The sequence below is a fragment of the Streptomyces cathayae genome, from assembly GCF_029760955.1.
Taxonomy (GTDB): Bacteria; Actinomycetota; Actinomycetes; order Streptomycetales; family Streptomycetaceae; genus Streptomyces; species Streptomyces cathayae.
Genome location: NZ_CP121682.1, coordinates 388263 through 414242, shown reverse-complemented (window position 1 = coordinate 414242; position 25980 = coordinate 388263). Strand labels below are relative to the sequence as shown.

The 25980-nt window shown below is 72.7% G+C and carries 22 protein-coding genes; 10 read left to right on the top strand and 12 right to left on the bottom strand.

Going from position 1 to position 25980, the window contains the following annotated elements:
* The first annotated feature begins 9 nt into the window (after positions 1 to 9).
* From PYS65_RS01955 to PYS65_RS01945, 3 genes are all read left to right on the top strand, one after another.
* The gene (locus tag PYS65_RS01955) at positions 10 to 249 is read left to right on the top strand and encodes a hypothetical protein (protein ID WP_279331955.1); all 240 of its coding nucleotides are present in this window, start codon (positions 10 to 12) and stop codon (positions 247 to 249) included.
* Positions 249 to 626, top strand: a complete 378-nt coding sequence (locus PYS65_RS01950) for a fic family toxin-antitoxin system, toxin component (protein WP_279331954.1) — start codon at positions 249 to 251, stop codon at positions 624 to 626. The genes PYS65_RS01955 and PYS65_RS01950 overlap by 1 nt, the downstream gene beginning before the upstream one ends.
* Positions 627 to 821: 195 nt before the next feature.
* A complete protein-coding gene (locus PYS65_RS01945) occupies positions 822 to 1685 on the top strand; it encodes a hypothetical protein (protein ID WP_279331953.1) in 864 nt (287 codons plus the stop codon).
* Here PYS65_RS01945 and PYS65_RS01940 read toward each other — a convergent pair.
* Positions 1589 to 2614 carry a glutathione S-transferase family protein gene (locus PYS65_RS01940; RefSeq protein ID WP_279331952.1) on the bottom strand — a complete coding sequence of 342 codons (1026 nt, stop codon included), beginning with the start codon at positions 2612 to 2614 and terminating at the stop codon, positions 1589 to 1591. The genes PYS65_RS01945 and PYS65_RS01940 overlap by 97 nt on opposite strands.
* 299 nt (positions 2615 to 2913) lie before the next feature.
* Between PYS65_RS01940 and PYS65_RS01935 the strand changes: the two genes are divergently transcribed.
* Complete coding sequence (locus PYS65_RS01935) at positions 2914 to 3543, top strand: hypothetical protein (protein ID WP_279331951.1); 630 nt, start codon at positions 2914 to 2916, stop codon at positions 3541 to 3543.
* Between the two features lie 202 nt (positions 3544 to 3745).
* Here the strand turns inward: PYS65_RS01935 and PYS65_RS01930 are convergent, their stop codons facing one another.
* The 5 genes from PYS65_RS01930 to PYS65_RS01910 form a co-directional block, all read right to left on the bottom strand.
* A complete protein-coding gene (locus tag PYS65_RS01930) occupies positions 3746 to 6637 on the bottom strand; it encodes a poly(A) polymerase (RefSeq protein ID WP_279331949.1) in 2892 nt (963 codons plus the stop codon).
* The gene (locus PYS65_RS01925) at positions 6637 to 8376 is read right to left on the bottom strand and encodes an RNA ligase family protein (RefSeq protein WP_279331948.1); all 1740 of its coding nucleotides are present in this window, start codon (positions 8374 to 8376) and stop codon (positions 6637 to 6639) included. Before PYS65_RS01925 ends, PYS65_RS01930 begins: the two co-directional genes overlap by 1 nt.
* A 160-nt stretch (positions 8377 to 8536) precedes the next feature.
* A complete protein-coding gene (locus PYS65_RS01920; RefSeq protein ID WP_279331947.1) occupies positions 8537 to 8887 on the bottom strand; it encodes a UBP-type zinc finger domain-containing protein in 351 nt (116 codons plus the stop codon).
* Positions 8884 to 10401 carry an ATP-binding protein gene (locus PYS65_RS01915; RefSeq protein ID WP_279331946.1) on the bottom strand — a complete coding sequence of 506 codons (1518 nt, stop codon included), beginning with the start codon at positions 10399 to 10401 and terminating at the stop codon, positions 8884 to 8886. Before PYS65_RS01915 ends, PYS65_RS01920 begins: the two co-directional genes overlap by 4 nt.
* Positions 10398 to 12074, bottom strand: coding sequence for an NAD(P)/FAD-dependent oxidoreductase (locus tag PYS65_RS01910; RefSeq protein WP_279331945.1), 1677 nt, complete (start codon positions 12072 to 12074; stop codon positions 10398 to 10400). Before PYS65_RS01910 ends, PYS65_RS01915 begins: the two co-directional genes overlap by 4 nt.
* Positions 12075 to 12898: 824 nt before the next feature.
* Between PYS65_RS01910 and PYS65_RS01900 the strand changes: the two genes are divergently transcribed.
* From PYS65_RS01900 to PYS65_RS01875, 6 genes are all read left to right on the top strand, one after another.
* A complete protein-coding gene (locus tag PYS65_RS01900; RefSeq protein ID WP_279331944.1) occupies positions 12899 to 14176 on the top strand; it encodes a GAF domain-containing protein in 1278 nt (425 codons plus the stop codon).
* A gap of 102 nt (positions 14177 to 14278) precedes the next feature.
* The gene (gene exaC, locus PYS65_RS01895; protein ID WP_279331943.1) at positions 14279 to 15802 is read left to right on the top strand and encodes an acetaldehyde dehydrogenase ExaC; all 1524 of its coding nucleotides are present in this window, start codon (positions 14279 to 14281) and stop codon (positions 15800 to 15802) included.
* A gap of 347 nt (positions 15803 to 16149) precedes the next feature.
* Entirely contained in the window at positions 16150 to 16992 is an 843-nt protein-coding gene (locus PYS65_RS01890) for a phosphotransferase (protein WP_279331942.1), read from the top strand.
* Positions 16993 to 17338: 346 nt separating this feature from the next.
* On the top strand, positions 17339 to 17623 hold the full coding sequence (locus PYS65_RS01885; protein WP_279331941.1) for a hypothetical protein: 285 nt from the start codon (positions 17339 to 17341) through the stop codon (positions 17621 to 17623).
* Positions 17624 to 18325: 702 nt separating this feature from the next.
* Positions 18326 to 19660: a S8 family peptidase gene (locus tag PYS65_RS01880; RefSeq protein WP_279331940.1), complete on the top strand. Its 1335-nt coding sequence runs from the start codon at positions 18326 to 18328 to the stop codon at positions 19658 to 19660.
* Entirely contained in the window at positions 19657 to 19905 is a 249-nt protein-coding gene (locus PYS65_RS01875; RefSeq protein WP_279331939.1) for a hypothetical protein, read from the top strand. Before PYS65_RS01880 ends, PYS65_RS01875 begins: the two co-directional genes overlap by 4 nt.
* Positions 19906 to 19963: 58 nt before the next feature.
* Here the strand turns inward: PYS65_RS01875 and PYS65_RS01870 are convergent, their stop codons facing one another.
* The 6 genes from PYS65_RS01870 to PYS65_RS01845 form a co-directional block, all read right to left on the bottom strand.
* Positions 19964 to 21709 (bottom strand): VanW family protein, encoded by a 1746-nt coding sequence (locus PYS65_RS01870; RefSeq protein ID WP_279331938.1) that lies wholly within the window; start codon positions 21707 to 21709, stop codon positions 19964 to 19966.
* 292 nt (positions 21710 to 22001) lie between these two features.
* Positions 22002 to 22961, bottom strand: coding sequence for a hypothetical protein (locus PYS65_RS01865; RefSeq protein WP_279331936.1), 960 nt, complete (start codon positions 22959 to 22961; stop codon positions 22002 to 22004).
* Positions 22958 to 23650 (bottom strand): hypothetical protein, encoded by a 693-nt coding sequence (locus PYS65_RS01860; RefSeq protein ID WP_279331934.1) that lies wholly within the window; start codon positions 23648 to 23650, stop codon positions 22958 to 22960. The genes PYS65_RS01865 and PYS65_RS01860 overlap by 4 nt, the downstream gene beginning before the upstream one ends.
* A gap of 229 nt (positions 23651 to 23879) precedes the next feature.
* Positions 23880 to 24572, bottom strand: coding sequence for a DUF305 domain-containing protein (locus PYS65_RS01855; protein ID WP_279331933.1), 693 nt, complete (start codon positions 24570 to 24572; stop codon positions 23880 to 23882).
* Complete coding sequence (locus PYS65_RS01850) at positions 24569 to 25225, bottom strand: DUF3105 domain-containing protein (RefSeq protein WP_279331932.1); 657 nt, start codon at positions 25223 to 25225, stop codon at positions 24569 to 24571. The genes PYS65_RS01855 and PYS65_RS01850 overlap by 4 nt, the downstream gene beginning before the upstream one ends.
* A 106-nt stretch (positions 25226 to 25331) precedes the next feature.
* Positions 25332 to 25775: a hypothetical protein gene (locus tag PYS65_RS01845; RefSeq protein WP_279331931.1), complete on the bottom strand. Its 444-nt coding sequence runs from the start codon at positions 25773 to 25775 to the stop codon at positions 25332 to 25334.
* Positions 25776 to 25980 lie beyond the last annotated feature (205 nt).

Genomic DNA, 25980 nt, shown 5'->3' with positions numbered 1-25980 from the left:
CATGCGGGTATGGCAAAGACACAACTGGGTGCCCGTGTGGACGAGGACGTCGCGGAACTCGCCAAGAAACGCGCCGCCGACCTGGGACTGAGCATCGGCGACTACCTCGCCCGGCTGGTACAGGACGACACCAGCGGCCTGCGCGCCCGCGCGGTGGACGCCGCCGCCCGCTTCCTGACCGAACACCAGGCACTCTTCGACGAAGCCGAAGACGCCCGGCACACGTCTCAGGGAGCGCGCGCGGCCTGATGGATCCGTACATCGACGTTCCCTGGGTCCTGCAGGTCGCCGAGGCCGCCGGGGTCAACGATCCGGCCCCCGACGACTACGGCGTCCCGGTCTCGGCGGTCGCCCGCCACCGGGCCGAGCTGTTCGAGCAGGCCGTCTACGACGGCCCTTACGCCAAGGCCGCCGCTCTGGTGCACACGCTGGGCCGGTGCCGCTGGCTGGAGCGCTCCAACCTGGCCGTCGCCGCCGCCACCGGCGTCATGTACCTCGAGGCCGCCGGGATCACCGTCAAGCCCGCCCGCGCGGACGCCGTCGCCCTCAAGGACCTGCTCCTGGACCCGGCCTGCACCGCCGGGAAGATCGCTGCTCTGCTGCGGACCTGGCCCACCACCACCTGATGTCCTGTGCCGTTCGGAAACCCGTCGCCGCTGATCAGGCGGCGTGCCTGTACTCGTTCGTGTGACCGGTCGGGTGCGCGGTCGCACCGGCGATGTGCGGGAAGTCGCATGCGGTGAGGCTCCCGGATGTCCGAGGCCCGGCGTGACCGCGAGATCCGCCTTCACTCGGTCGCGGAGTTCGCGCGGAGGAGGTACGTGCGCGATGGCGGGGCGGTGTTCACCGCGGGGGAGCGCGCGCACTGCCGCTCCCGCGCCGACCCGGACGCGTCCCTGTCGGGGCTGCTGTCGGCCACGGATGCCTTCGTCAAGGCCCTCAGCTCGATGGGAGGGGCACCGCGGTGTACCTTCTTGGAGATCGAGATCGAGATCGACCGCGGCCCCGTCGGCCAGCCCCGGCTGCGGCCGCCTGCCCGGGCACTCCCGTGTCCGGCCTCGGCCTGCGCGTCGTGGACGGTCGGGCCGCGTCTGCGCCGACGCGGAGACGGGCCGTGTACAGCGGCGCGGCAGCACCCTGTTCGACGGCTACGACGTGCCACCGACCACCGCACCACCCGGTTCGACACCGGCAACCTGGGCCGGCTGGACGCGGGTCTGCTCCCCCTCGGCGGCCGGCGCTTTGACCGGGTCTCCGCCAACGGCACGAACGTCTTCGCCGCCGACGTGGAACAGGCCGCGGGGGCCGAGGCGGGGGTCGCCGAGTGCGTGGTCCTGCCGTACGGCGCCTCGTTCGCCGTCGTGGTCGTGGCGGAACGGGGCCTGAGCGTCGGCACCGCACGCCTCGCCGCCCGGATCGCCGCGGACTTCGCCGTCGCCCCCGAGACCGTCGTCGAGGTCCCGCACAGCGCCGTCGTCCGCACGGCGAGCGGCAAACCGGCCCGCACGCACATGACGGCCCGGCTCGCAGAAGGGGGCCTGCTCCCGCAGCCGGCGACCGCAGCGGTGGTTCCCCGGCCGAACGCGCGTCAGGGGCGGCCCCGCGGGGCCGTCTCCTCGTCCGCGCGGGCCGGCCCGGGCGGCGTCCCGTCGCCGAACGGCCGGCCGCCCAGCTCCTCGCGGTGATGCGGGGTCGACCAGCCGGACAGATCGGGGCCGAGGGGCACGATGCCGGTCGGGTTGATGCCGGTGTGCACCTGGTAGTAGTGCCGTTTGATGTGGTCGAAGTCGACGGTGTCGCCGAAGCCTGGCGTCTGGTAGAGATCGCGGACGTACGCCCACAGCACCCGGTTCTCCGTCAGCTTCCAGCGGTTGCACTTGAAGTGGCCGTGATAGACGGCGTCGAACCGCACCAGCGTGGTGAACAGCCGGATGTCCGCCTCCGTGATCGTGTCGCCGACGAGGTACCGCTGCCCCGCCAGCCGCCGTGCCAGGAGTTCGAGCCGCCGGAACACGTCCGCGCACGCCCCCTCGTACTCCTGCTGACCGGTGGCGAAGCCCGCCCGGTACACCCCGTTGTTCACATCGTCGAACACCTCCGCCATCACCGTGTCGATCTCGTCGCGCCGCTTCTCGGGATACAGGTCGGGCGCGCCCGCGCGGTGCAGCGCCGTCCACTCGGTGGCGAGGTCGAGAGTGATCTGCTGGTAGTCGTTGGTGACCAGCTGTCCGCCGGCCACCTCCACGATCGCGGGGACACTCACCCCGCCCGGGTAGTCCGTCTCCCGCCGGTCGTACGCCTCGCTCAGGTACCGGATGCCGAGGACCGGATCACGGCCGTCCGGGTCCAGGGTGAAGCGCCAGCTGCGGTGGTCCTGGATCGGGTCGGCGACGGCCAGGGAGAGAGCGTCCTCCAGACCGAGCAGCCGCCGGGACACCAGCGCCCGGCTCGCCCACGGGCAGGCCCGGCTGACGACGAGCCGGTAGCGCCCGGCCTCCACCGGCCACCCGTCCCTGCCGTCCGCGGTGATCCGGTCCGCGAAGTGGGCCCTCGACCGCTTGAACGCCTTTCGGCCGTAGGCGCTGTTGTCGCCGTCCCCCTCGTCGCGGCTCATGATGTCCTCCTCCTGGTCGCTTCGAACCTCGGTGACTGACTCGTTCCCCGTTTTCGACGGTCGGCACGATGTGACCGGGGCCGACCGGGACGACCGGCCGAGCGGAGCTCACGGTCGGACCGTGGGCCGGCAGGCGCCGCCGTCCCCGTACGGAACTCGGGACAGCTCACCCTTCCGCCGCTCGCCGTAGGTCCTCGTGCCCGGTGGCGGGAACCATTCGGCCGAACGGCTCGTCACTGACCACGACCGCCGCCCATGGCGGCGGGGACACCGTGAACGAAGCGACGACGGGGGATTTCATGAAGCGCGGATCTGTGGCGAGAGCGGGCCTGACGGCCGTGGCGGTGGTGGCGATGCTGACGGTCAGCGGCTGCCGGGAGGAGTACACGGGCCTCCCCGATCCCGACGCTCCCCCGAGCGGTCAGGTGTCCCAGCCCGCGTCGCCGACGCCTTCGGCGGAGCAAGGCGGTCCGCGGACCCTGGTGGACGCCCCCCGGGCGGGCGGCCTGGACAAGCTGGGGGGAGACCGGGCCCTGACGGACACCCCGGTCGACCCGGGCGAGATGCGGGACGGCATGACGCTGGTCATCGGCAACTACGGGGACCCGGGCGGGCAGGGCGCGCCGGTGCTGTTCGAGGGCGTCGACCACGTACCCGAGGACACCGGCAAGCGCCGGGAGCACCTGTTCCGGGGCATGATCGAGTACATCCAGTGGGACCCGGAGCTGGGGCAGCCCGAGGCGCAGCCGGTGGAGCCCGGGCCCCTCGGCGGCTCGGTGGAGTGCCTGATCGCCTCGCTGAGCGAGCAGGGCAATGTCATCTGCGGGTGGGCCGACGAGGGCACGGCGGCCGTCGCGCTCTTCGAGGACAGCACGCTCGCCGACGCGGGAAAGCTCTTCGTCGAGATGCGCGGGGACCTGGAGCGCTGACCGACCGACGAGCGGGAACAAGGCCGTAGCGTAGGTCCGGCCGGCGGGCCGGACACCCGGTCCCGGGAACCGCAGGAGTTCCCGGAGTTCCCGGGACCGTGGGACCGCATCGGGGCTCCACGGCCTCCTCGACGCCCCGGCCGAAGCCGGCACCCTCGGGGTCCGGCTCGGGGTGACGTTCCTTGCCGCGTCACCCCTCCGGTCAGCGCAGGGTCGGTACGGTGCCGCACTCCGCCCATGCGACGTCGACCCCGCGGAGATCTCCGCCCCACTCCTCGGAGATCTCCGCGAGCCGGGCGGCGTCGGGCGGGGTGCGGCCGAGGCCGATCGCGTACCGTGCGACCGCCGGCCCGGCCTCGAACGGGCGGGGCCAGGCGTACGCATCCCCCGCTCCGGCGTCCTCCAGAGCGGCGAGAAGCGCTCGCAGGCGCCCCCGGACGCGCCCCAGAGTCTCCTCGAACTCCTCCGCGGGGCCCGGGCGTACGGTCAGGATCGCCCAGGCCGCGTGCCGCCGGTGCAGGGAGGGCGGCGACACCAGCTCGGGCCAGGGGTCCGTGCCCGCATCCGCTGCCGTTTCCAGGATGGTCCAGGCGCGGTAGAGCTCATCGGTCAGCAGGTCCCGGAAGCAGGCGCCGACCTGTGCGGTGCAGTTGCGGACGGGAGCGGTGGGCGTCATGAGGGCCACGGGCGTGTGCGGTCCCGTTCCGGTGGAGGTGAGGCCGACCGGGTCCCGCCAGTCCCAGGCGGCCCAGGTGCCGAAGAAGTGGCGGAGCAGGTCCGAAGCGGCCGGGTCCGTGGCCTCGCACGTCGTACGGGCCGCCAGCACCGACCAGGCCAGGCCCGGCAGTCCACCGAAGGGAGCCGAGTCGAGGCCACGGGCCCAGGCCCACGCCTTCACCTGCCTGGCGAGCCGGGCGAAAGCGGCGTGGCGGTCGCCCACCGCGGCCCGTACGGCGTCCGCGTCGCTCACCGCACTCAGGGCGATCGCCGCTCCCTCGCCCAACTCGGCGCGGCGGCCCACCGCTTCGCCGGGGTCGAGCGCTCCGGTGGCGACGACGACCAGGTCGACGTCCAGATCACCGGTGCGCAGCCGCAGACCCGGCACCCGGGCGCCGGTCACCTGCCGCACCCGGCCGGTGTCCGGCAGCGCGGCGGTCACCCGTGCCCGGACGCCGGCCGGATCGGGGCTGCCCGGCAGTGCCGCGACCAGGTCCAGGTCCGCTCCGGCCAGGGCGCAGCCCATGCGCCGTGAGCCGACGAGGTGGACGACCCCGTCACCCAGCGCCGCGGAGATGCGCTGCGCCGTCCTGCGCGCCAGGGCGGCCCGGGCCTCGCTCTCCGCGGTCGGCTCGGTGGTGGCGGGTGCGGGGGCAGCGGGGCCGGTGGCGGTGAAGCCCGTGGCAGCGGGTCCGGGGGTTTCGGGCAGCCACCGTACGTCGCCCGTTCCGAGGGCGATCGTGGCGCGTGGACGCATCGGTTCGTCGCCCCGGCGGGAGAGCAGGACCAGCTCCTCGACCCGTGCCGCCGGCATGCCGTCGAGCCGGGCGGCGGATGCGGCGGCGAGGCGCTGCGGATCCTTCGTCCGGCCCAGGGTGAGATGGGGGGTGAAGCCCTCGGCGCGCCCGCGGCAGCGCGGAAAGCGCTCCTCCAGAGTGCGGCGCAGTCCTGCCCACGGTGCTTCGCCGGCCGCCGCCGGGTCGAGCCAGACGGTGGCGTCGTCCCGGTGCCCGAAGGTGTGCACCCCGTCCAGCCGGGCGGTGAAGGCCGCCGTGCCGGCCGCCGCTTCGGACAGCAGCAAGGCGGCTTGCTCGAAGTCGGACTCCGGCACGAAACCGAAGAGCAGATTGACGTGCGGCGGCCAGCGGTGGAACTGCGGATCGTGCTCCCGGCGGATGTCCTGGAGGACCGGCCACAGCTCCTGGGGAGGCATCCACGCCAGCGCGGTGCGGGCCGTCGGCCGGGCGTCGAGGACGCCCGTGGGCTCCGTACCGTTCAGCTGGAGGTCCGCCTCCACGCCGTAGTGGTCCGAGACGTAGAGCCCGTCCGTGGTGGGCGCGTCGCCCCGCAGGGACACCCCGGTCGTCCGCAGCCGTTCCGTGCGCAGGAAGATCCGGTCCAGCCGGGAGGCCCGGCCGGACAGCGAGGACACCGCGGCCAGCGGATTGACGCCCGGGTCGAACGTGGGCGTCCGGTCGCCGGGCCCGTGGACCTCCGTCCAGGCGTCCCGCAGCCCGAGCGCGGCGGCCGGTCCGTCGCCGCCGTCGTTGAAGTCACCGACCAGGACCAGATCGCCGTCCACGCCGCCGAGTCCCTCGGCGAGCCGGCCCAGTTCGGCCTGCCGCCGGGCCGGGCCGCCGGGGGAGTGGTCACTGCTCAGATGGGTCGTGGCCACCACCAGCGGACCGGAGCCGGTCTCCACGGTGAGGGCGGTGACGGCCTTGTGCGGTCCGAGTGCGTGCCGCCCCGCCTCCCGTACGGGCAGCCGGCTGAGCAGCAGCAGCCCGCTGTCCTCGACGTCCTTCCCTCCCGGGGCGGTGCCCAGGGTGTAACCGGCGCGGACCCAGGGCGCCCGCAGCAACAGGGCGAACAGAGCGGCTTCGACCTCCTGGAGCGCGATGACGTCCGCGTCGGCCTCCTCCAGGGCCGAGAGCAGCAGGGGGCGGCGCCGGGCGGTGTCGATGCGGTCGCTGTCGTACCGGTCCCACAGCGTGTTCCAGGTGAGGACGCGCAGACTCCCCGCGCCCGGTACGGGTGTCCGGGGTGCGCCGTCCACGGGTCGCCATCCCTCCGCCGGTTCCCACGCGTGGGGCGTCCCGGCGGTGAAGAAGGGCGCTCGCAGCAGGCGCGGGCTGCGCACCCGGCCGGCGTCCGAGGTGTCGATGCGGTCCACACCGGTGGTGCGGTCCCAGACCAGCTCGCCGTCCGCCTCGACGAACAGCACCCGGTGCCAGGGGATGTCGCCGCCGGGTACGAAAGAGGGCAGCGGGACCCGCGCGGGGGCGGCACCGCGCTGGATGATCCCCAGCACGAACCGGGCCGGATCGAACCGCGGGTCCCAGCGGACCCGGTGGTAGATCTCGTCGCTCGTACGCATCACGTCTCTCCTCCGTCCACGGTGCCGTCCAACGTGCCTGCGGTGTCGTCGACGGTTCCGCCCGCTCCGAGGTACCAGGTGCGGTGGGCCTCAGCAGGGTAGGGCGGGGTGAACCGGTGCAGCTGCGAGGCGAGCACCGCGGGCGGCACCGGGTGGGCGCGCCCCTTGTTGCGCCGTACCAATTCTTCCTCGTCGACCAGCGCGACCACGTGGGTGACCAGGGCGTCGCGGCGCCGTGCCACCTTGTGCACCAGGGAACGCTGGTGCCGGTTGAGGGACGTGGCGTCCCACACCACGGTCCCGCCGCCGGCCAGCGCCGAGTCGAGCCGGTCCAGTCCCTCCCGCAGCACCTCCCCGTTGGCCCGCTGGTCGCCCCGGGAGCCCCGGGCCCGGCGCAGATCGTCGAGGGAGACGTACGAGCGGGTCCGGGGGAGACCTTCGGCGAAGGTGCTCTTCCCGCTGCCCGACGGCCCGACGAGATGGATCAGCCGGGGAAACGCCCCGGAACGCCACCGCCAGCTCGCCGCCACCGCCTCGTCGACGGTGGAGATCCGCCCCTGGGCGAACGCGTCCCGCGCCTGTGCCCAGCACCGGTCGGCGGCGGTGGAGCCGAGGCCGGCGAGTGCGTCCCGCAGCCCGGCCCGCAGCGGCTCCAGCGGCGATTCGCCGAGCAGCCCGGCCTCCTCGGCGTACAACGCGGACCATTCGACCTGTTCGCGGGCCTCGGCGGTGTGCGCGACCGCCCCCGCGACCGCGTGCAGCACCCCCAGGTCGGCGGCGAGAGCGAAGCGCGCCAGACCGGTCCGGCGGTCGCCGTCCGGGTACGGGCGCCGAAGCCTCGGGGACAGCCCGACCAGGTCTGCGACGCGGCGGGCGCCCGGCATGCCCAGCGGCCCCACGAGGCGGGGCCCGAGCCACGCCCGGCGCGTGCCGTGGAGCATCGCGGCCAGGACACCCTCCAGCCGTGCGTCCCCGGACCGGCCCAGCGCGTCCAGTCCCGCGGACACCTCGGCGACGGCGGCCGCGGCGGCGGCCGGATCCTCAGGGGCGACGCCCAGCGCGGCCGACAGGGACGGCACGTCGGCGGCCGCCCCCGAACGCACCGCCCACAGCGCGGCGTCCGGGCCCAGAACGTTCTCCACGACAGCGGCGTGCATCCAGTGCGTACCGGTGCGGACGTGTCTCGCGCGCACCCACTTGGCCACCCGCTGCCCGAACTCCTGCCGGCCGAACCCCTCGGCGGTGCGTACGACGTAGCCCTCCTGGCGCACGGTGTCCAGCCGCAGCGCGCGCAGCGCACGCTCGTCGAAGACGCCCCGCCACAGCACCCGCGGCACCGGAACCCCCAGCCGCCGCAGGAACCGGACCGTCCGGTCCCAGTCCAGGCAGCGGTCGCCGCCGTCCCAGACCGAGAACCCGTAGAACCAACTCTCCAGGCCCCCGTAGGCGATCGAGTGCCGCGCGAAGAGGTTCTCGCCGCACACCCGCCAGCCGCTCGGGATCTTCGCGCCGATCCGTCCCTGCAGGCTCTTCACCCAGGCCCGCGAGGGATGGTGCACGGAATCCAGCGACCGGGCGTGCAGCCCGTCGGCGTAGAGGGTGGTGTTCTCCCCGTCGAGTTTCTCGGTGACCACGACCTCGCGGCCGCGCAGCCCGGACAGATCACCGGCTCGTACGTCGTCCGACGTCGCCCCCGGAGACCACGGGAGATGAGGCGTACGGGGGTAGTGCACACGCATGATCCGCTTTTCTTGACGATGTCGGGTCCGGTCACTGTAGGAGCGCGGGAAGAGCAGATCCACCGAATAACCGCCGGCCGGTGGGGCGCCCCCGTGCGGGCGAGTGGCGTGTGCATGCCAATGCATTGCGCATGCGCGACGGTGGGCGACTCGGGACGGCTCAGCGCAGCACATCCGCCCAGTTCGCGGGGACGCGGCCCACCGGGCCGGGCGCCGGCTGGTCCGGTGGGTGGCTCACCGGCGGTGCGAGTTCGGGGCCGGTCTCGTACAGCTCGTTCGTGTCGTAGTTCCAGAACCAGCCCTCGCCCGGCTCGTAGCTGCGGATCACCGGGTGCCCGGTGGCCCGGTGGTGGGCGGTGGCGTGCTTGCCGGCGGAGTCGTCGCAGCAGCCGATGTGGCCGCACTGCGCGCAGCGCCGCAGATGGAACCACCAGCCGCCCGCCGCGTCGCACTCGACGCAGCCGGTGCCGCTGGGTGGGACGCGGGGGTCGATTCCGGTGTCGCTGGTCATGCCTGCTCCTGGGATGTCGTACGGTCCTCGGACGTGAGCGGCGGCCCGTCGGACGAGGCGGAGGGGAGTGCCGTTCCGTCGGGTTCGACGGCGGTCAGGGGCAGCAGTACCCGGAAACGGGTGTCGCCGGGCACCGACTCCACGCCGATGCCGCCGTGGTGCTTGTCGACGACGATCCGCCGGGAGATGTCCAGCCCCAGACCGGTGCCCCGGCCGACCGGCTTGGTGGTGAAGAACGGGTCGAAGACGCGGTCGAGGATCTCCGGCGGCACGCCGGGCCCGGTGTCCCGGAACTCGACGAGAAGCCGGCCGTCGTGGAGCGCGGTGCGCACGGTCAGCGTGCCGTCGCCGCCCGCGCCGTCCATCGCGCAGAGCGCGTTGTCGATCAGGTTGGTCCACACCTGGTTCAGTTCCGCCGGGTAGGCGGGGATCCGCGGCAGCGTACGGTCGTACTCCTTGACGATCCTGATCCGCGGCCCGATCTTGCCGGACAGCATCAGCAGCGTGCTGTCGAGGAGTTCGTGCACGTCGGCGACCTGGTAGGGGGCGCGGTCCAGCTGGGAGTACTGCTTGGCGGCGTCCACCAGAGCGGAGACCCGGGTGGTGGAGTCCGCGATCTCGTCCATGAGCAGCTCGGTCTCCACCGTGTAGTTGAGCCAGCCCACGGCGCCCGGCAGGATCTCCTGCCCGACGGCCGCCGCGACCTGCTCCAGCCAGTCCACGTCGAGCCCGGCCTGTACGAAGGTCGGCGCGATCTGCGGGCCCTGCTCGACGCCGTGGTCCTCCAGCCAGTCGGTGAGGGTGTCCTCGCGGTCGGACGCCTCCAGCGGGGCGAGCGCCGGTGCCTTGGCGACCCGCTCGGCGGTACGTTGCTGGATGTCGATGAGATTCACCAACTGGTCTTTGGGGAAAGGGCTTTCGGCGATGAGGGCGAGCTTGTGCCGCATCCTGGCCACCCGCTCCCGCAGCGTCGCGGTGGCCCGGACGGCCGCCGCCGCCGGGTTGTTGAGTTCATGGGTGAGCCCGGCGGACAACGACCCGAGCGCCAGCAGCCGCTCCCGCTGCCCCACGGCCGCCTGGGTGCTCTTCGTCCCGAAGAACAGCCCCTCCAGCAGATGCACCGCCATCGGGAACCACTCGCGCATGATGTCCGCGAACGTCCCGGCGGGCAGCACGAAGAACCGCGTCGGCTCCGTGACACGCATCGAGTTGTTGTAGACCTGCCGCACCCGGTCCCCGAGGTACGCCTGCATGGCGCCCGAATAGACCCCGCGCTGCGAGGACCGGACGACCTCCACGTCGTCGCCGCCGACCCGGCGGGAGAGCACCACCGTGCCCTCCAGCAGCACGTAGAAGCAGGCGGCCGGCTCGCCCTCGGTGTAGACCGGACCGGGGTCGAACCGCTCCGTCCGCCCCTCGCGGCACAGCCGGCCCAGCTGCTCGTCCGACAGCTTCTCGAACAGGAACAGCGAGCCGATCTCCTTCGGGCTGCACGGCGTCGGCCGGCCGCTCACGACTGCTCCAGATACCGGTGGACGAGCATCACGGCCATGGCTCCCTCTCCTACGGCGGACGCGACCCGCTTGGCGGACTCCGCGCGCGCGTCACCCGCGACGAACACGCCGGGCACATTGGTCTCCAGGTGGTACGGCGGCCGGTCCAGCTCCCAGCCGGAGGGCGGACGCCCGTCGGGCGTGAGGTCGGGCCCGGCCAGGATGAACCCGCGCCCGTCCCTCAGCACCGTGCCGTCCAGCCAGTCGGTGAGCGGGGCCGCGCCGATGAACACGAACATCCACTGGGTGTCGACCAGCTCGCTCCGCCCGCTCGCCGTGTCGCGCAGGGTCAGCTTCTCCAGGTGGCCGGAGCCGTGCGCGGCCTCCACCACGGTGCCCGTGCGCACCGAGACGTTGGGGGTCTCCTCGATCTGCTGGACCAGGTAGTACGACATCGACGCCGACAGGGAGGGGCCCCGCACCAGCAGGGTCACCGACTTGGCGTCCCGTGCCAGGTACATCGCCGTCTGCCCCGCCGAGTTGGCGCCGCCCACGATGTAGACGTCCTGGCCCCGGCAGGACGGTGCCTCGGTCAGAGCCGAACCGTAGAACACCCCGCAGCCGGTCAGGTCCCGCGCGCCGGCCGCGGGCAGCTGCCGGTAGGACACCCCGGTCGCCAGGATCACGCTGTGCGCGGCGACCGCCGAGCCGTCCGAGAACCGTACGGTCCGGGCCGCGCCGCCCACCTCCAGGCCCGTCACCTCGCGCGCGGTGAGGATCTCGGCGCCGAACCTCGCCGCCTGCCGGCGGGCCCGGTCGGTCAGCTGGGCGCCGGAGACGCCGTCCGGGAAGCCCAGGTAGTTCTCGATCCGGGAACTCTGCCCGGCCTGTCCGCCGGTCGCCGAGCGCTCCACGAGCACCGTCCGCAGCCCCTCCGAGGCCCCGTACACGGCGGCGCCGAGCCCGGCCGGGCCGCCGCCCACCACGACGAGGTCGTAGAAGTCGGCCGCCGGTGTCGTCGCCAGCCCCACGTGGGCCGCGAGCTGCGGTGCCTCCGGCTCCAGCAGGGGCGTGCCGTCCGGGGTGACCACCAGCGGCAGCCGCTGCCCGTCCTGCCCGGCGGCGGCCAGCAGCCGCCTGCCCTCGGGCTCGTCGGAGGAGTACCAGCGGTAGGGCACCTGGTTGCGGGCCAGGAACTCCCGCACCCGGGACGACCGCGCCGACCAGCGGTGCCCGACCACCTTGGTGCTGGGCACCGGCCGGTAGTCACTGCGTCGCCAGGCCTGCAGCAGGTCGTCCAGGACCGGATAGAGCTTCTCCTCGGGCGGGTCCCAGGGCTTGAGGAGGTAGTGGTCCAGGTCGACGACGTTGATCGCGTCGATCGCCGCGCCGGTGTCCGCGTACGCGGTCAGCAGGACCCGCCGCGCGCCCGGGTACACGTCCAGGGCCTGTTCGAGGAACTCGATGCCGTTCATCCGCGGCATGCGGTAGTCGGCCAGGATGACGGCGACGAGGTCGCCGCGCAGTTTCAGCTCGCGCAGCGCGTCCAGCGCGGACTCGCCGGACTCCGCGCGCACGATCCGGTACGAGGCGCCGTAGCGCCGCCGTAGGTCCCGGGCGACGGCGCGGGAGACCCCCGGGTCGTCGTCCACGGTCATGAGGACGGTTCGTGTCGGCTCCGCGGCCTGTGCCATGGGTCTGTCACCCCGCCTGGTCGGACAGGCGGCCCGGTGCGCCCTTGCGGCACCGCGCCGGCTCCCGCCCATCGTATGTTCGATCGTCCCGGTTTGTCCGGGCGTGCGGAGGGCTGTCGTTCCGGCCGCCCGCTTCCGTGGTCACCCGGTGGGGAAGGCCGGACCGAGAACGGCTCGCCCCGCAGGGCGGCAGACGGCATGACGCGGCCGATCACGGCAGGGGTGGACGGACCGGAGGAGAGCCTCGCCGCGCCGACGCGGGCGGGACGGGAGGCCGCGCCGCGGGCCGCCGCTGTGCCTGGCGCACGCCCGGCGCTTCGAGGCGCACGACGCCTTCGACGCGGGCGACCGGGACACCCGGCGGCAGTGGGCGCGCGACGGCCTCGCGACGGCCGCCCGGACCGCCACCGGACGCCACCCCGGTCTGACGGTGACCACCGACGTGGTGGAGGACGGCGTCGTGCCGGCTTCCTGAGCGACCGGCGCGCGGTGGCAGTCCATGCCGGCCTCGCGCTGATGTGGCCGGTCCCCGACCGAAGGCTCGAGCGGACCATGGCCCACAGCGGGAAGGCGCGCCCTTCACGCGCCGACTCGAGCCCGATCCACGGAACTTGAGCATGGCTCGCCGCAACCGCGCCCCCGGGCGGCTCGGATGCCGTCGGCCCGTCAAGGGGTGTCACCGGTTGCGGCCGTCCGTCCAACGAACGCGTGTACGGGAAAACCGGTCGACGGCGGCAGGAGGCCGCCGCCCCCGTCGAAACGGTTGTCGCCGCGCACACCCCGGGCGACGATGTCCCCAGCGCATCGCCCTGCGGGAGGCCACGTTGACCGATCCCTGGGTAGCCCTGGAACCGGGGGCCGACCCTGCCGAGCGCGTACGTGTGCTGCACCGGGCGCACGAGACCTTCACCGAGGCCGGCGCGGTGCCGCCCCCGGTGCGCGGTGTGGTCGCCGACTCGTGGCGGCGCTCGGCACGCGCCGGCGTCCACCCGGACGGCACCGCCGACGTCGAACTGACGGACGGTGACCTCGGGACCTGCCGCGCCGAGCACCCGCTGGCTCATGTGATGCCGCTGTTCCGGGAGTTGATGGGCACGTTCGCCTCCGACGGCCGGCATCTGCTGGCGGTGTGCGACGCGCACGGCAGACTGCTGTGGGTCGAGGGGCACACGTCGACGCTGCGCCAGGCGGGGCGGATGAACTTCGTGCCCGGCGCGCGGTGGGCGGAAAGCGCGGTCGGGACGAACGCGCCGGGCACGGCGGTCGCCGTGGACCGTCCGGTCCAGGTGTTCGCGGCCGAGCACTTCGTGCGGCGCGTGCAGCCGTGGACGTGCGCGGCGGCCCCCGTGCACGACCCGCACACGGGGCGGCTGCTCGGTGCCGTGGACATCACCGGCGGGGACGGTCTCGCGCACCCGCACAGCCTGGGCTTCGTACAGGCCGTGGCACGCGCGGCGGAATCCCAGCTGGCGCTGCTCGCCCCGAGGCGCCCGGACGAAGGCGGGCCCGCACTGGTGACACTGGGCCGCGACCAGGCCGTGCTGACGGCAGGTGGCCGCAGTATCCGGCTCAGCCGCCGGCACAGCGAGATCCTCGTCCTGCTGGCCCGGCGCCCCGACGGCCTGACCGGCGACGAACTGCTGTGCGCCCTGTACGAGGACGAGTCGGTGACACCGGTGACGCTGCGCGCGGAGCTCGCCCGGCTGCGTCAGGTGCTCGGCCCGGGACTGCTCGGCTCGCGCCCCTACCGGCTCACGGCACCCCTGGAGTCGGACATCGCCGCCGTCGAACGTCGGCTGGCGGCCGGCGCGGTCACCACCGCCCTGGCCACCTATGCGGGCCCCCTGCTGCCCGCCTCCCAGGCACCGGCGGTCGTACGGCTCAGGCGCCGCCTCGCCGACGGACTGCGCGCGGCACTGATCGCCCGCTCGGACGCCGACCTGCTGGCCGACTGGGCCCACGCGCCGTGGGGCGAAGAGGACCTGGACGTGTGGCGGGCACTGGTCACGGCCCGGCCGACGGCATCGAACCTGGCCCGTCTGGCCTCACTCGAATCGGAGTTGGCGGCCCCGGACGGCTGGGTCCGCTGCGAGGACCGGTAGCGCCGCTGCCCGTCCGCAACGTGGATGCAACGTCCGCGTCCTTACGCTCCGGCGCAGAGCTGCCCGACGGCGGGCGGCCCTGCTGAAGGAGGCCAGTTCCGCATGACTCGTTACGCGGCGCCCGGAAGCGAGGGCGCGATCGTCTCCTACCAGCCCCGCTACGACCACTTCATCGGCGGGGAGTACGTACCCCCGGTCAGGGGGCAGTACTTCGAGAACCCGAGTCCGGTGAACGGGCAGCCGTTCACCGAGGTGGCGCGCGGTACGGCGGAGGACGTCGAGGCGGCACTCGACGCGGCCCACGCGGCCGCGCCCGGCTGGGGGCGCAGGCCGGCGGCCGAACGGTCCGACATCCTGCTGAAGATCGCCGACCGCATGGAGGCCGGCCTGGAGTCACTCGCGGTCGCGGAGAGCTGGGAGAACGGCAAGCCCGTACGGGAGACCCTGGCGGCCGACATCCCGCTGGCCATCGACCACTTCCGCTACTTCGCCGGCGCCGTGCGCGCCCAGGAGGGCTCGCTCAGCGAGGTCGACGACGACACGGTCGCCTATCACTTCCACGAGCCGCTGGGCGTCGTCGCCCAGATCATCCCGTGGAACTTCCCCATCCTGATGGCGACATGGAAGCTCGCACCCGCCCTCGCCGCGGGCAACGCGGTTGTCCTCAAGCCCGCCGAACAGACTCCGGTCTCCATCCACTACTGGCTGAGCCTTGTCTCCGACCTGCTGCCGCCGGGGGTACTGAACATCGTCAACGGCTTCGGCCCGGAAGCCGGAAAGCCGCTCGCCTCCAGTCCGCGGGTGGCGAAGATCGCCTTCACCGGCGAGACGTCCACCGGACGGCTGATCATGCAGTACGCGGCCGAGAACCTGAAGCCGGTCACGCTGGAACTGGGCGGCAAGTCACCGAACATCTTCTTCGACGACGTGTGGGAGAAGGACGACGAGCTGCGCGACAAGGCCCTCGAAGGGTTCACGATGTTCGCGCTGAACCAGGGAGAGGTGTGCACCTGCCCCTCCCGCGGGCTGATCCAGCGCGGCAACTACCCCGACTTCCTGGCCGCGGCCGTCGCCCGCACCGAACTGATCAGGCCCGGACACCCGCTCGACACCGACACGATGATCGGCGCACAGGCGTCCGGCGAGCAGCTGGCCAAGATCCTCTCCTACATCGACATCGGCCGACAGGAGGGCGCCAAGGTCCTCACGGGCGGTGAACGCGCCGAGTACGACGGTGACTTGAAGGGCGGCTACTACGTGCAGCCGACCATCTTCGAGGGCGACAACCGGATGCGTGTCTTCCAGGAGGAGATCTTCGGCCCCGTCGTCTCGGTGGCCTCGTTCGACGACTTCGACGACGCGATCAAGATCGCCAACGACACCTCGTACGGTCTCGGCGCGGGCGTGTGGACCCGCGACATCAACACGGCCTACCGCGCCGGCCGCGCCATCCAGGCGGGCCGCGTCTGGACGAACTGCTACCACGCCTACCCCGCGCACGCGGCGTTCGGCGGCTACAAGCAGTCCGGGATCGGCCGGGAGACGCACAAGATGATGCTGGACCACTACCAGCAGACGAAGAACCTCCTCGTGTCGTACTCGCCGAAGAAGCTCGGCTTCTTCTAGCCGCGGCGGAAGGGCGCCTGAACTCGGTCGGAAGCCCGGCAGGCGCCCTTCTCGACGGGGCGGGGAATCACCGGCAGGGGCTGAGCCCGGTCTCGGTGCCGGCCCTGGCCCCCGCAAAGCCTGGTGATGGCCGATGGCGTGCTCCACTACTCTCGACCTGAGCCCTCCACGGGCCCCGAAGCGGGGGAGGACGGTGTGACTCCGCTCCCCCTCCTGAAGGACAGGGGGCTTCCAACCCAAAGGTTGCGGTCCAGCCCGAACCGGTCCCTTGCGGGACACCAGAAACGTACATCAGGGATTCGATTCCCCCACCAGCTGAAGCCGGTGGTTTCCTCGAAAGAGGTCCGATGGAGCCATGGGAACTCCGTCGTGCGGTCGAGGCAGGACGGGCGACCGCTTCGGAGGCAGGTCTCCAGGCCGACGACGTGGTCGTCATCAGCAACTCGGACCGTGTCGTGCTGCGTCTGGTCCCATGCGGTGTTCTGGCTCGGGTCGCGCCTCTGGGGCATCTGGCTGCTTCCGAGTTCGAAGTGGAGGTCGCCCGCCGTCTCGCCGACGTCGACGCTCCGGTGGCTGAGCTCGAGCCCCGGGTCGATCCCCGAGTCTTCGTGCGTGATGCCTTCGCCATCTCGCTCTGGACCTCCTACGAACCTGTGGGAACAGAGATCGCGCCGGCCGACTACGCAGACGCGCTCATGCGGCACCATGCCGCCCTGCGCCGGATCGACCTGGCCGCACCGCATTTCACCGAACGAGTCGCCGGCGCGCTGAGAGAGGTGAGCGACCGGGAGCAGTCCCCCGAGCTGCCCGGTCCCGACCGGGAACTCCTCAGCGCCACACTCGGTGGACTCGGCACCGCGATCAGCGTCGAGAGGGACGGCGACCAGCTGCTGCACGGCGAGCCGCATCCGGGAAACCTCCTCGACACGAGGAGAGGGCCGCTTTTCGTGGACCTCGCCACGTGCTGTCGCGGGCCGGTCGAGTTCGACCTCGCCCATGCGCCCGAAGAAGTGGGAAAGCACTATGCCGGAGCCGACCAGGGCCTGATGCACCGGTGCCGCGCCCTGGGCTGGGCGATGTTCTCGGCCTGGCGCTGGCGCCGGGACGACCGGATGCCCGACCGGGACCGCTGGAGAGCGGAGGGGCTCGACCAGGTTCGTGCTGCACTCGATCGCTGCGGACCGGGCTGAACCCGAGGCAGCGGGACTGCCGGGACTGCCGGGTCCACGGACGAGTGGGGCCGGATGGCCGGCGGGCCCACGAGGGCAAGACCGGTCCCGCCCGGCTCAGATCATGGCGGCCTGTTCGGCCTCGGCCCGGGACTGGGCGAGGCGGGCGGATGCCGTGCGGACACGGCGAGTGCACCACTGCGGGGGAACCCGGGTGCAGGGCGGTGTGTCCGGGCCGGAAGCCGCCGTTCGGATCGCCCGAGGAGTCCCTTCAGGTGACGGCCGGACACCTCATGGGCCAGGCAGCCGCCGCAGGGGTACGACGTCTCGGAAGAGGACGAACCAGAACCCCGCGAGGAGCTTGGTGATGTACGCAGCGGTCCGGCGGTACGAAGGGGTGACCGACCCGGCAGAGGCGGGACGCCTCGTGAACGAGGGCTTCGTGCCGCTCATGCGCCAGGTCTCCGGCTTCGTGGCCTACTACTGGGTCGACGCCGGGGACGGAGTGATGGTCTCGACCAGTGTCTTCCTGGACCGGGCCGGTGCCGAGGAATCGATCTCGAGGGCGGCGGACTTCGTGCGGGACAACCTCGCCTCCCTGCTCCCGAACCCTCCCCAGGTCACGGCCGGAGAGGTGCTGGCTTCCGCGTAGCAGCGTGCGGACCGGTCTCCCGGGCTCCCCGTGGCTGCGAGTGAGGAGCGGACGCGACCTAACACCGGGAAGCCATGGCCCGAGCCCACTCACGAAGCCCCACCCCCGCCGCCGACCCTGCGGTACGGCTGTTTGGCCCCGGCGCGGAGGGATCGGCGCGACAGCCCTCGTCGACCACGTCGTGCTCCGCCTCAGCCGCTTCCGGGACGCGCTTCCCGGCGGACCGGCGGCCACCCTCGAGCGTGCCACCGACGGCCGGCTGCCGCCCGCGGTCGCCCGCCGCACTCGGCCGGGCTCGTCGTACAGGGCCATCCCTCCAATGGGCGTATGGGGCACGAAAACCGAATCACCGCCTTCGGGTGTTCTCACGGCCGTGTGGACCACTGGCCGCCGTGGTGCCCCCACCACCTGATGACCTCGCTTCCAGCGGCGGCTTCACCCTGCTGCCAGGTCAACAGGCAAGCCACTGCCGCAGGTTGGAAAGGGCTCACGGCCGACGGTGCTGTGTTGCGGTCCTCCGTGCCCGGTGCGACGGTGCTCGAAGGGGAATGCCGAGAGCCTGACAAGGGACAGCCCTGCAGGTGACGGCATCACGCGTCGATACACGGCTGAACCGTGCCCCGCCGACCTCGGCACCCGGCACTCCGTGCATCGGCGCGCGTCCACGAACCGGGGGGAAACACACAGAAAGCAGGAAACCCAATGGCGAACGGCCCCATGGACAGGCACGCCTTCGGCGAGCAGCCCAACCGGCCCAACGGCTCCGTCATGGGCCAGGGCTCGGAGTACACCGGCCGGTACGTGGTTCTGCTCGACCCGAGCGACCAGGAGAGCGGAATCAACGCACTGCGTGCCTCCGCCGACATAGCGTCCGTCGAGCGCGTTCGAGGCGCCGAGGCCGGGAACGTGGCCGAACTCCTCGAGCGCCCCGACGTCTCGGTGCTCTTCGAGGATCTCGCCGCAGCCGTCGTCGAGGTGCGGCCCGAGCAGCGCCACGCGCTGGTGACCACGGCCGAGGCGGAGCCCTCGATCATCGCGGCGGAACCGGAGCGCATGGTCTACGCGTTGCCGATCACCGCCCCGCAGCAGGCGCCCACCGAGTTCTTCCCGGCCTTCCGCAGCGACGAGGACGTGGTCGCCCGCCACACCAGGACCGAGATCGCCGCCGCCCAGGGCCCGGCCTCGGACGAGCAGAGCTTCACCTGGGGCCTGCAGGCGATCCGGGCCAACCTGACCAACCTGACCGGACGCGGTGTGAAGATCGCCGTCCTGGACACCGGAGTGGACACCGACCACCCGGACTTCGCCGGCCGCATCGAGGCGACGGAATCCTTCGTGCCCGGCGAGACCGTCGAGGACGGCCACGGCCACGGCACGCACTGCATCGGCACCGCCGCCGGTCCGGCCAACCCCCGGCAGGGCCCCCGCTACGGCGTGGCCCCCGAGGCCCAGATCCTCGCGGGAAAGGTGCTCAGCAACGCGGGCAGCGGCAGTGACGGCCAGATCCTGGCGGGCATGGCCTGGGCCGTCTCCCGCGGCGCGCGGGTGATCTCCATGTCGCTCGGCGCACGGGTCCGACCGGGTGAGCTCTTCCCGCAGACCTACGAGATCCTGGCCCAGCGCGCGCTGGAGCGCGGGACGGTGATCGTCGCCGCCGCGGGCAACGACAGCCGCCGGCCCCAGGACATCCAGCCCGTCGGCCGGCCCGCCAACTGCCCCTCCATCCTCGCGGTGGCCGCGCTCGACAAGGCGATCGAGCCGTCGTTCTTCTCCAACGCCGGCATCAACGGCCAGGGCGGCGAGATCAACATCGCCGCGCCCGGCAGGGACGTGCACTCGGCCGCCCCCGGCGGCGGGTACCAGCAGATGAGCGGCACCAGCATGGCCACGCCGCACGTGGCGGGTGCCATCGCCCTGCTCGCCCAGGCGACCCCCAACGCTTCCGCGGCCGAACTCATGGCCGGCCTGAAGTCCGGCGCGTTCCCGCTGACACAGCCCCTCAGGGACGTCGGCGCGGGTCTGCTCCAGGCCCCGTGAGCGAGTCGTCCCGATCCGCGCCGGTCGGGGTCGTCCTCGCGGTCGACCCCGACCGGTTCGCGGAAGTCGTCGAGGCCCTGCGGCGGGCCGGGCTGACGGTCACGGGCGAGCAGCCGGTCCTCGGCACGCTCTCCGGCACCGTCGCGGCGGACCGGATCCCGGCCCTGGAGGCGGTGGACGGCGTCGAGTCCGTCGACCGGGAGCGCACCGTCCGGCTTCCCCCGCCCGATTCCCCGCTCCAGTGACGTTCTCGGAGCGTCCACCGAGCGGGGTCACGCCGGACGGGTCGACGGAGGTGTCTCCTCAGGGCCGGCGCTCGCCCGGCGCCTCCGCGCAGGTGACCTCGTCACGCGGGGTGTAGTGCGTGTGGAACGGCTCCCGCCGCACTTCCCGGCCGTTGTCGCGGAAGATCCGCTGCACGGTGACGTCGAAGCCCTCGAGCGGGGTCTGCGGCACGCACTTCTCGACGGTGCTCACCTTCTTCGCCGGCTGCCGCACGTTGGTGCGCGGCCCCTTGACCGACGTGATCTCGTCGTACTTCTTCGTGCCGAGGAAGCTGACGGTCACCGAGGTGTCGGTGGACTCGGCCTGGATGTAGACGGCCTTGCCGGAGTCGTTGGCGAACCTCAGATCGAGGCTGCCCCAGGCGACCGTCGCCTCCCGGCCCTCGGGATAGCGCTCGATGTAGAAGGAGTGGGCGCCGTACTCGACGGGCTTGACCCCGGCGAAGAACATCGCGTTGAAGACGGTCGTGGCCACGGCGGAGACCCCGCCGCCGGCCGCTTCGACGTACTGGCCGTCGAGGATCATGATGCCGTCGACGAAGCCGTTGGCCCGGGTGCGCTCGCCGACGGTCCGGTTGAAGCTCCAGGTCTCGTCCGGCATGACGACGGAGCCGTCGATGAGTTCCGCGGCCCGGCCGATGTTCGTCGTGCGGTAGGCGGCCGGCTCGAAGGTGACGGTGAAGGAGGACATCTTCTCCGTCAGTCCCAGGCGTGCCGCGCTCTCGCGGGTGATCTCCGGCTGGATCTGCTCTGTGGCCACCTCGCCGGTGCGGCCGTCGCCCGACTCGGTGAGCAGGGGCAGGACGGCCTTGCCCAGGGCCTTGTCGGTTACCTGCACGGCGGGTCGGGCCTCGGAGGTCACCACGACCTTCTCGCCCTGGAGCCCCAGCCGGGCGTTCTGGGGTGTGGTGGGAAGGCCGTTCAGGGCGCCGGCCACCGCGGGGGCGGCGCGCAGGCCCTCGCTGTCGAGCTCCGGTGTGAGCCTGCCGGTGTCGTCCGGCCGCATCGTCAGGTGCTCGCCCAGCACGGCCGGGGTGATCGTGAACCGCTTGTCGCCCGCGGTGAGCGTGACCGGTGCCGACATCGCCGGCTGCGCGAACGCGCGCACCGCCCGCCGTACCTCCTCCGCGGTGACCTTCGGCCTGGTCTCGCGTGCGGGCAGCACCGTGACCGAGTCCGCCGCGCCGCGCAGGAAGGGGGCACGCAGGGCACCGGTCGCGGCGTCCACGTCCAGCGCGTACCCGGTGCGCGGGGTGATCTGCTCGACACGGCCCTCGTCGAAGGAGACGGCACCGTCGCGGGCCTGCTGGTCGAGCGTCTTCGCCAGCTTCCCGAGGGTGGCACGGGCCTTGTCCTCGTCGATCCGCACGACCGGCTCGATGTCACCACCGCCCGAGCGGAACAGCCCGCCGATCACGCTGACCGGATCGGCGCCGGTGGACGCCGCCCGGTCGACGGTCTCCCGGATGCCGAAGGCGATCCCCGCCTGCCGCGGATCGACCGTGCCCTTGCGGTCGCCGACCTGCACCGCCAGGTGCCGCGAGCCGTCCGCCGCCAGGTGCCGCTCCAGCTTCCGGGTGGCTTCCTCGCGGGTCAGACCCCCGATGTCCAGGCCGCGCACCGTGGTACCCGCCTCGATCTCACCGCCGGTGAGCAGCAGCCCGGCGAGATACAGGCCGCCGATGCCGACGGCCAGCGCGCCGCCCGCCAGGGCGACGGGCGGGAGCGGGGCTTTGCGGGGGGAAGGGGGTATTCGGGGGTGCATGGGTCTCCTGGGCGATCGATGTAGCGTACATCCAATGTTGCGGCGTTGTGCGTGCAAACAGTCGGTCAAGCTACGAACAACCGGACACCAAAGGGTATATCCCGGGTCGCGTCGGGTGTCCCCGGCCGGTTGCCCGGGTTTCGGCGTCGGCGACCTCGGATGTGCGCAGGGCGACGGCGCGGGGGCACCCGATAAGGGAAGGTTCACACAAGGGAAGGACCGCGCAAGGGAAGGTCCGTCAGGAACCGCGGAGCCCGAGCCCGCGCGATCGGGCCGTGGCGCGCCTGGGGCGTCACAGCAGTCCGCCCAGCGGCAGGACCCGCTCGGTGAGCTGTCCGCGCAGCCGTCCTCCGGTGGTGTCGGCTTCGGCGAGCCAGTCGGCGGCGATCAGCAGTTCGACGTGCCCGGTGATCTCCTCGGGCGGCAGGGCGCAGAACGCGGCGGCCCTGTCCAGATGCAGTCCGCCGTCCTCGGCATGCCCGAGGCGGCCGTCGGGGCGGGTGTGGGCGGCGCTGTACAGGGCGAGGAGCCGGGTGGCGGCGCCCAGTTTCTTCTTGCGGACCTTCCGGTCGCCCACGGCTTTCTGGGCCCAACCGGAGATCTTCGAGCGGGTGGTCTTGCCGAAGACGAACGGGCGGGGCTGTTCGGGCAGCAGTGTGGGGACGGTGACCGCGGTGGGGTTCTCGGGCCGGGAGGCCAGGACCTCGGCGACGGTACCGGGCAGGCGCAGCCAGTCGGCGGCGACCAACTGTTCCAGCACTCGCTCGGCATCGCCCTGCAACCAGGCGGTGAGGTCCTGTCCGGTGATGTTCCCGGTGCCGGCGCGCGCGGCCCGCAGGGTGAGCAGAAGCACCGCGAGGTGCACCTCGGCCTCGGGGTGCGGGGCGTGGTCTTGGACATGGCCCAGCACGGTACGGGCGTGCACCGCCTGTTGCCGGGTCAGCAGCCGTTCCACCACCGGGCCGTCGGTGGGCCCGCCGCCCCGGTTCCCGTGCATCTCGAGGGTGGTCTGCGCCGCCTTGCGGGCCCGGTGCGCCTCATGGCGCAGGGTTCCGTCGCCGGTGACATCGGCCCACAGGGCGAACGCACGGGCCTTGCGCTCGTGGAGTTCGGCAAGGGCGACGAGGTCGGGCTCGGGGCACTGCTGATAGGCGCGGAACGCGTCCCCGAGCTCGATGAGTTCCACACGCAGTACGTCGGGCTGAAGGTCGTGCGGCACGGTCCGCTGCGCGATCTTCCCCCACCGCTTCACCGGCCGGGGCACTTCCCTCGGTGAGGCGGTGCGGGCACCGGGCGCCGCGGCGGATCCGGCGGCCGGGGGAGAAGCGTCGGCGGGAGCGGGAACGGGAGCAGGAGCAGGAGGGGGCAGGGGGAGGGGGCGTGGTCGGAGAAGACCGCTGCCACATTTCCGCCGGCCGGTTCCCGGCCCGTCTCCGGCTTTCCCGCCTCGTCCCGTCCTGCTTCGGCCGGGACCGGGACGGGGCGAGGCGACGGGGCGGTGTCCAGGACCCGGCAGTCGGGAATGGCGGCCGCGCAGCGCGCGCACGTTTCCGCGATGCGCCACAGCCGTCCGGCGCGGTTCGCGTGCACCATCAGGACCACCGGGCCCCCGCACCGCGCCGTCCCCTCCGGTGGTCGCGCCCCGTCACGCCTGCCGGTGAGGACGTCGGAGGTGTGCCACGCGCAGTCGGCGGCGCGACAACCGCACCATGCCCCGCCGCGCGGCCCGCCGTCCGCCCGGATGCGGGCCAGATGCATGTTGACGTGTTCGACCGCGGCCTTGCGCCCCGCGGGAGTGCTGGAAAAGTGCTGGTCGGCACAGGCGGGTCGGGAGCAGGAGAGCCGGACCGTGCCGGCGGAGGGGCGGCCGTGGGGGTCCAGGCGCACCGCCCACACCCTCCCCGTGACGTGCTCCTGCTGCGTACCGGCTTCCACCGTCATGTGCGTACTCCCCGTGTCGCCTGATCCGTTGCCCGGGCGGTCCCCATCATCGGGGAAACGGGCCGACGGGTCGCTGCGAAACGGAAATTTCACCCGGGAGTGCCCTGGTGACGGCGTGGGTGACGCTGGGGCACACCGCGTCGCCGCGCCGGACTCCGGTGCGGGAGCCGTCGCTGCGTGTCCGGTCGGGTGCCGCTGGGCGGCACCCGACCGGACGACCGGAGCGGAATCACTTCCGGGGCGTGGCTCCGCGCTCCTTCAGCAAGGCGGTCATCAGCTCCACCTCCGACTGCTGGCCCTCGACCATGCTCTGCGCCAGCTTCTGCTCGGTGTCCACCTCGCACTGCGAGACACAGGCGCGGGCCATGTCGACGCCGCTGATGTGATGGTCGATCATGAGCTGGAGGTAGAGGATCTCCGCCTGATCGTCCTCGAGCTCACCGAGCCGGCCGAGTTCCGCGGCCGTGGCCATGCCCGGCATCAGGGACCCGCCCTTCGACCCGTGGTCCTCGTGGCCACCGTGCATCCACGTCATGTACCCGTCGGGCGAGATCTTCGGGAGCTCCCACAGATCGAGCCAGCCGAGCATCATGCCGCGCTGGTTGGCCTGAGTCTGCGCGATGTCGTACGCGAGACGCCGGATGTCCTCGTCGGCCGTACGGTCACGGACGATGTACGACATCTCCACCGCCTGCTGGTGGTGGACGGCCATGTCGCGAGCGAACCCCGCATCGGCGGAGTCCGCGGCCGGAACACCGACCGTCTGCTCGTTCTCCCCGCTCACCACGACCAGGGCCGACAGGGCCACGACTACGGCGACGAGGGCCGCCGCGCCCACGGTCAGCCAGCGGGCGAGACCGGGCCGCGGGCCGTGTCCCTCTTCCGGAGCCGTGGCTCGTTCCGTCACGACCGTCCCGGTCATGACGCCATCAGGCCGCCCGAGCAGGCGGCACCCGGCTCAGGGGTCTGGGGCCCTTGGACGTACTTGGTGAAGAACTGGTCGATCCGCGGGTCCGATGCCTTGTCCACGGTGAGCTGGCGCCCCCAGGCCGACAGCGTGATCGCCCCGGACTGGTCCGTGACCGGGCTCATCAGGCTGTACGGGGTCCTGGAGACCTTGTCCCCGAGGGTCTCGATGTCGGCGTCGGCGGCCTTGTCGTTGTAGGTGACCCAGACCGCGCCGTGCTCGAGGGAGTGGACGGCGTTCTCGTTCGGTATCGCCTCGGTGTAGACGGTGCCCTCGCAGGTCATCCACGCCTGGCTGTGGTCACCGCCGACCGGTGGGCTCATCGCGTACTTCACGGTGCCCTGGACGTGGTTGCGGGTGAGCTCCTTCGCCTCCCAGGTCTTCTCGCCCCGTACGGGCTTCTTCGCCTCGGCCGCCTGCTGCTCGCTCTTCTCGTTGGCGCTGTCGAGGGCGTACCCGCCCCACCCGACCAGCCCCGCGACGATGACCGTGCTGAGCGTGATGGTGATGACGCGGCGACGACGCTCCCGCGCCTTCTCGACGCGACGCAACTCTTCGACGCGGGCCTTGCGGGCAGCCGCGGCTTCCTTCTTGCTGGTCTTGCTCATGGCTGAATGAGTCCTTCTCCCGCCGTTCGGCGGTGGGTGCGGGGGTGATGGACGGATGCCGCTCGGCACCTGCGCGAACGTGAGCGCGGGGCGCGGCAGGGCACCGTCAGGTCCGTTGCACCTGGAGGACGTGGAGGTCGGGAGCACCGTGCTCCGGCGGAGGCTGCGCGAGGACCGCGGGGTACCGCTCGGGACACGGGAAGCCCGGCACGCGGGTCAGGGCCAGGGGCGGAGTCTGCGCGGGCGCGCCGCGCACGGCCGGTACGTCGTGGGCGACAGGGGAACAGCAGGGATCGCCGGGGGAGCAGTCGCCCTGCCGGACGAGGGGCATGACGGGGTGCTCGGCCGGGGACCCCGCCGCCACCGCCCTGCTCGCGGACAGGGCGGTCGGGGTGGTGGCGCCGCCCTCGGCGCCACTGTGCCCCGCGTACCCCAGGCACATCACCAGGGCGGCGAGCAGGACGGCGAGGGCAGGGCAGAGGACCGCGGTGCGGACAGTCCGCCGCGGGCTGTGTCCTCTGACTTGCGCCGGCCGCGCACAGCTCCTCATCACGAGTGATGTTAAGCGGTCCCCGCGGGGGCCTGGAGGCCGGTCCTGGACCGCCGTTGATCATGCCCGCCCGTGCGGACCGGCCGGACCGGAGCGGACGGGGGCGCGGGACGCCTCGTGGTGCGCACGGTCGGCGTCGCGGCCGCTCCCGAGGTGTGCGGGCCGTGTGCGAGGTACTCGCGAGGCGTGTGCGCAGAGTTCCCAC

Bases quoted from the DNA above. Each gene is read 5' to 3' on its own strand.
- PYS65_RS01880 (WP_279331940.1), top strand. From the start codon at position 18,326: ATGGCGAACGGCCCCATGGACAGGCACGCCTTCGGCGAGCAGCCCAAC.
- PYS65_RS01940 (WP_279331952.1), bottom strand. From the start codon at position 2,614: ATGAGCCGCGACGAGGGGGACGGCGACAACAGCGCCTACGGCCGAAAG.
- PYS65_RS01850 (WP_279331932.1), bottom strand. From the start codon at position 25,225: ATGAGCAAGACCAGCAAGAAGGAAGCCGCGGCTGCCCGCAAGGCCCGC.
- PYS65_RS01870 (WP_279331938.1), bottom strand. From the start codon at position 21,709: ATGCACCCCCGAATACCCCCTTCCCCCCGCAAAGCCCCGCTCCCGCCC.
- PYS65_RS01950 (WP_279331954.1), top strand. From the start codon at position 249: ATGGATCCGTACATCGACGTTCCCTGGGTCCTGCAGGTCGCCGAGGCC.
- PYS65_RS01885 (WP_279331941.1), top strand. From the start codon at position 17,339: ATGTACGCAGCGGTCCGGCGGTACGAAGGGGTGACCGACCCGGCAGAG.
- PYS65_RS01920 (WP_279331947.1), bottom strand. From the start codon at position 8,887: ATGACCAGCGACACCGGAATCGACCCCCGCGTCCCACCCAGCGGCACC.
- PYS65_RS01955 (WP_279331955.1), top strand. From the start codon at position 10: ATGGCAAAGACACAACTGGGTGCCCGTGTGGACGAGGACGTCGCGGAA.
- PYS65_RS01855 (WP_279331933.1), bottom strand. From the start codon at position 24,572: ATGACCGGGACGGTCGTGACGGAACGAGCCACGGCTCCGGAAGAGGGA.
- exaC (WP_279331943.1), top strand. From the start codon at position 14,279: ATGACTCGTTACGCGGCGCCCGGAAGCGAGGGCGCGATCGTCTCCTAC.
- PYS65_RS01925 (WP_279331948.1), bottom strand. From the start codon at position 8,376: ATGCGTGTGCACTACCCCCGTACGCCTCATCTCCCGTGGTCTCCGGGG.
- PYS65_RS01860 (WP_279331934.1), bottom strand. From the start codon at position 23,650: ATGACGGTGGAAGCCGGTACGCAGCAGGAGCACGTCACGGGGAGGGTG.
- PYS65_RS01890 (WP_279331942.1), top strand. From the start codon at position 16,150: ATGGAGCCATGGGAACTCCGTCGTGCGGTCGAGGCAGGACGGGCGACC.
- PYS65_RS01910 (WP_279331945.1), bottom strand. From the start codon at position 12,074: ATGGCACAGGCCGCGGAGCCGACACGAACCGTCCTCATGACCGTGGAC.
- PYS65_RS01845 (WP_279331931.1), bottom strand. From the start codon at position 25,775: ATGAGGAGCTGTGCGCGGCCGGCGCAAGTCAGAGGACACAGCCCGCGG.
- PYS65_RS01935 (WP_279331951.1), top strand. From the start codon at position 2,914: ATGAAGCGCGGATCTGTGGCGAGAGCGGGCCTGACGGCCGTGGCGGTG.
- PYS65_RS01930 (WP_279331949.1), bottom strand. From the start codon at position 6,637: ATGCGTACGAGCGACGAGATCTACCACCGGGTCCGCTGGGACCCGCGG.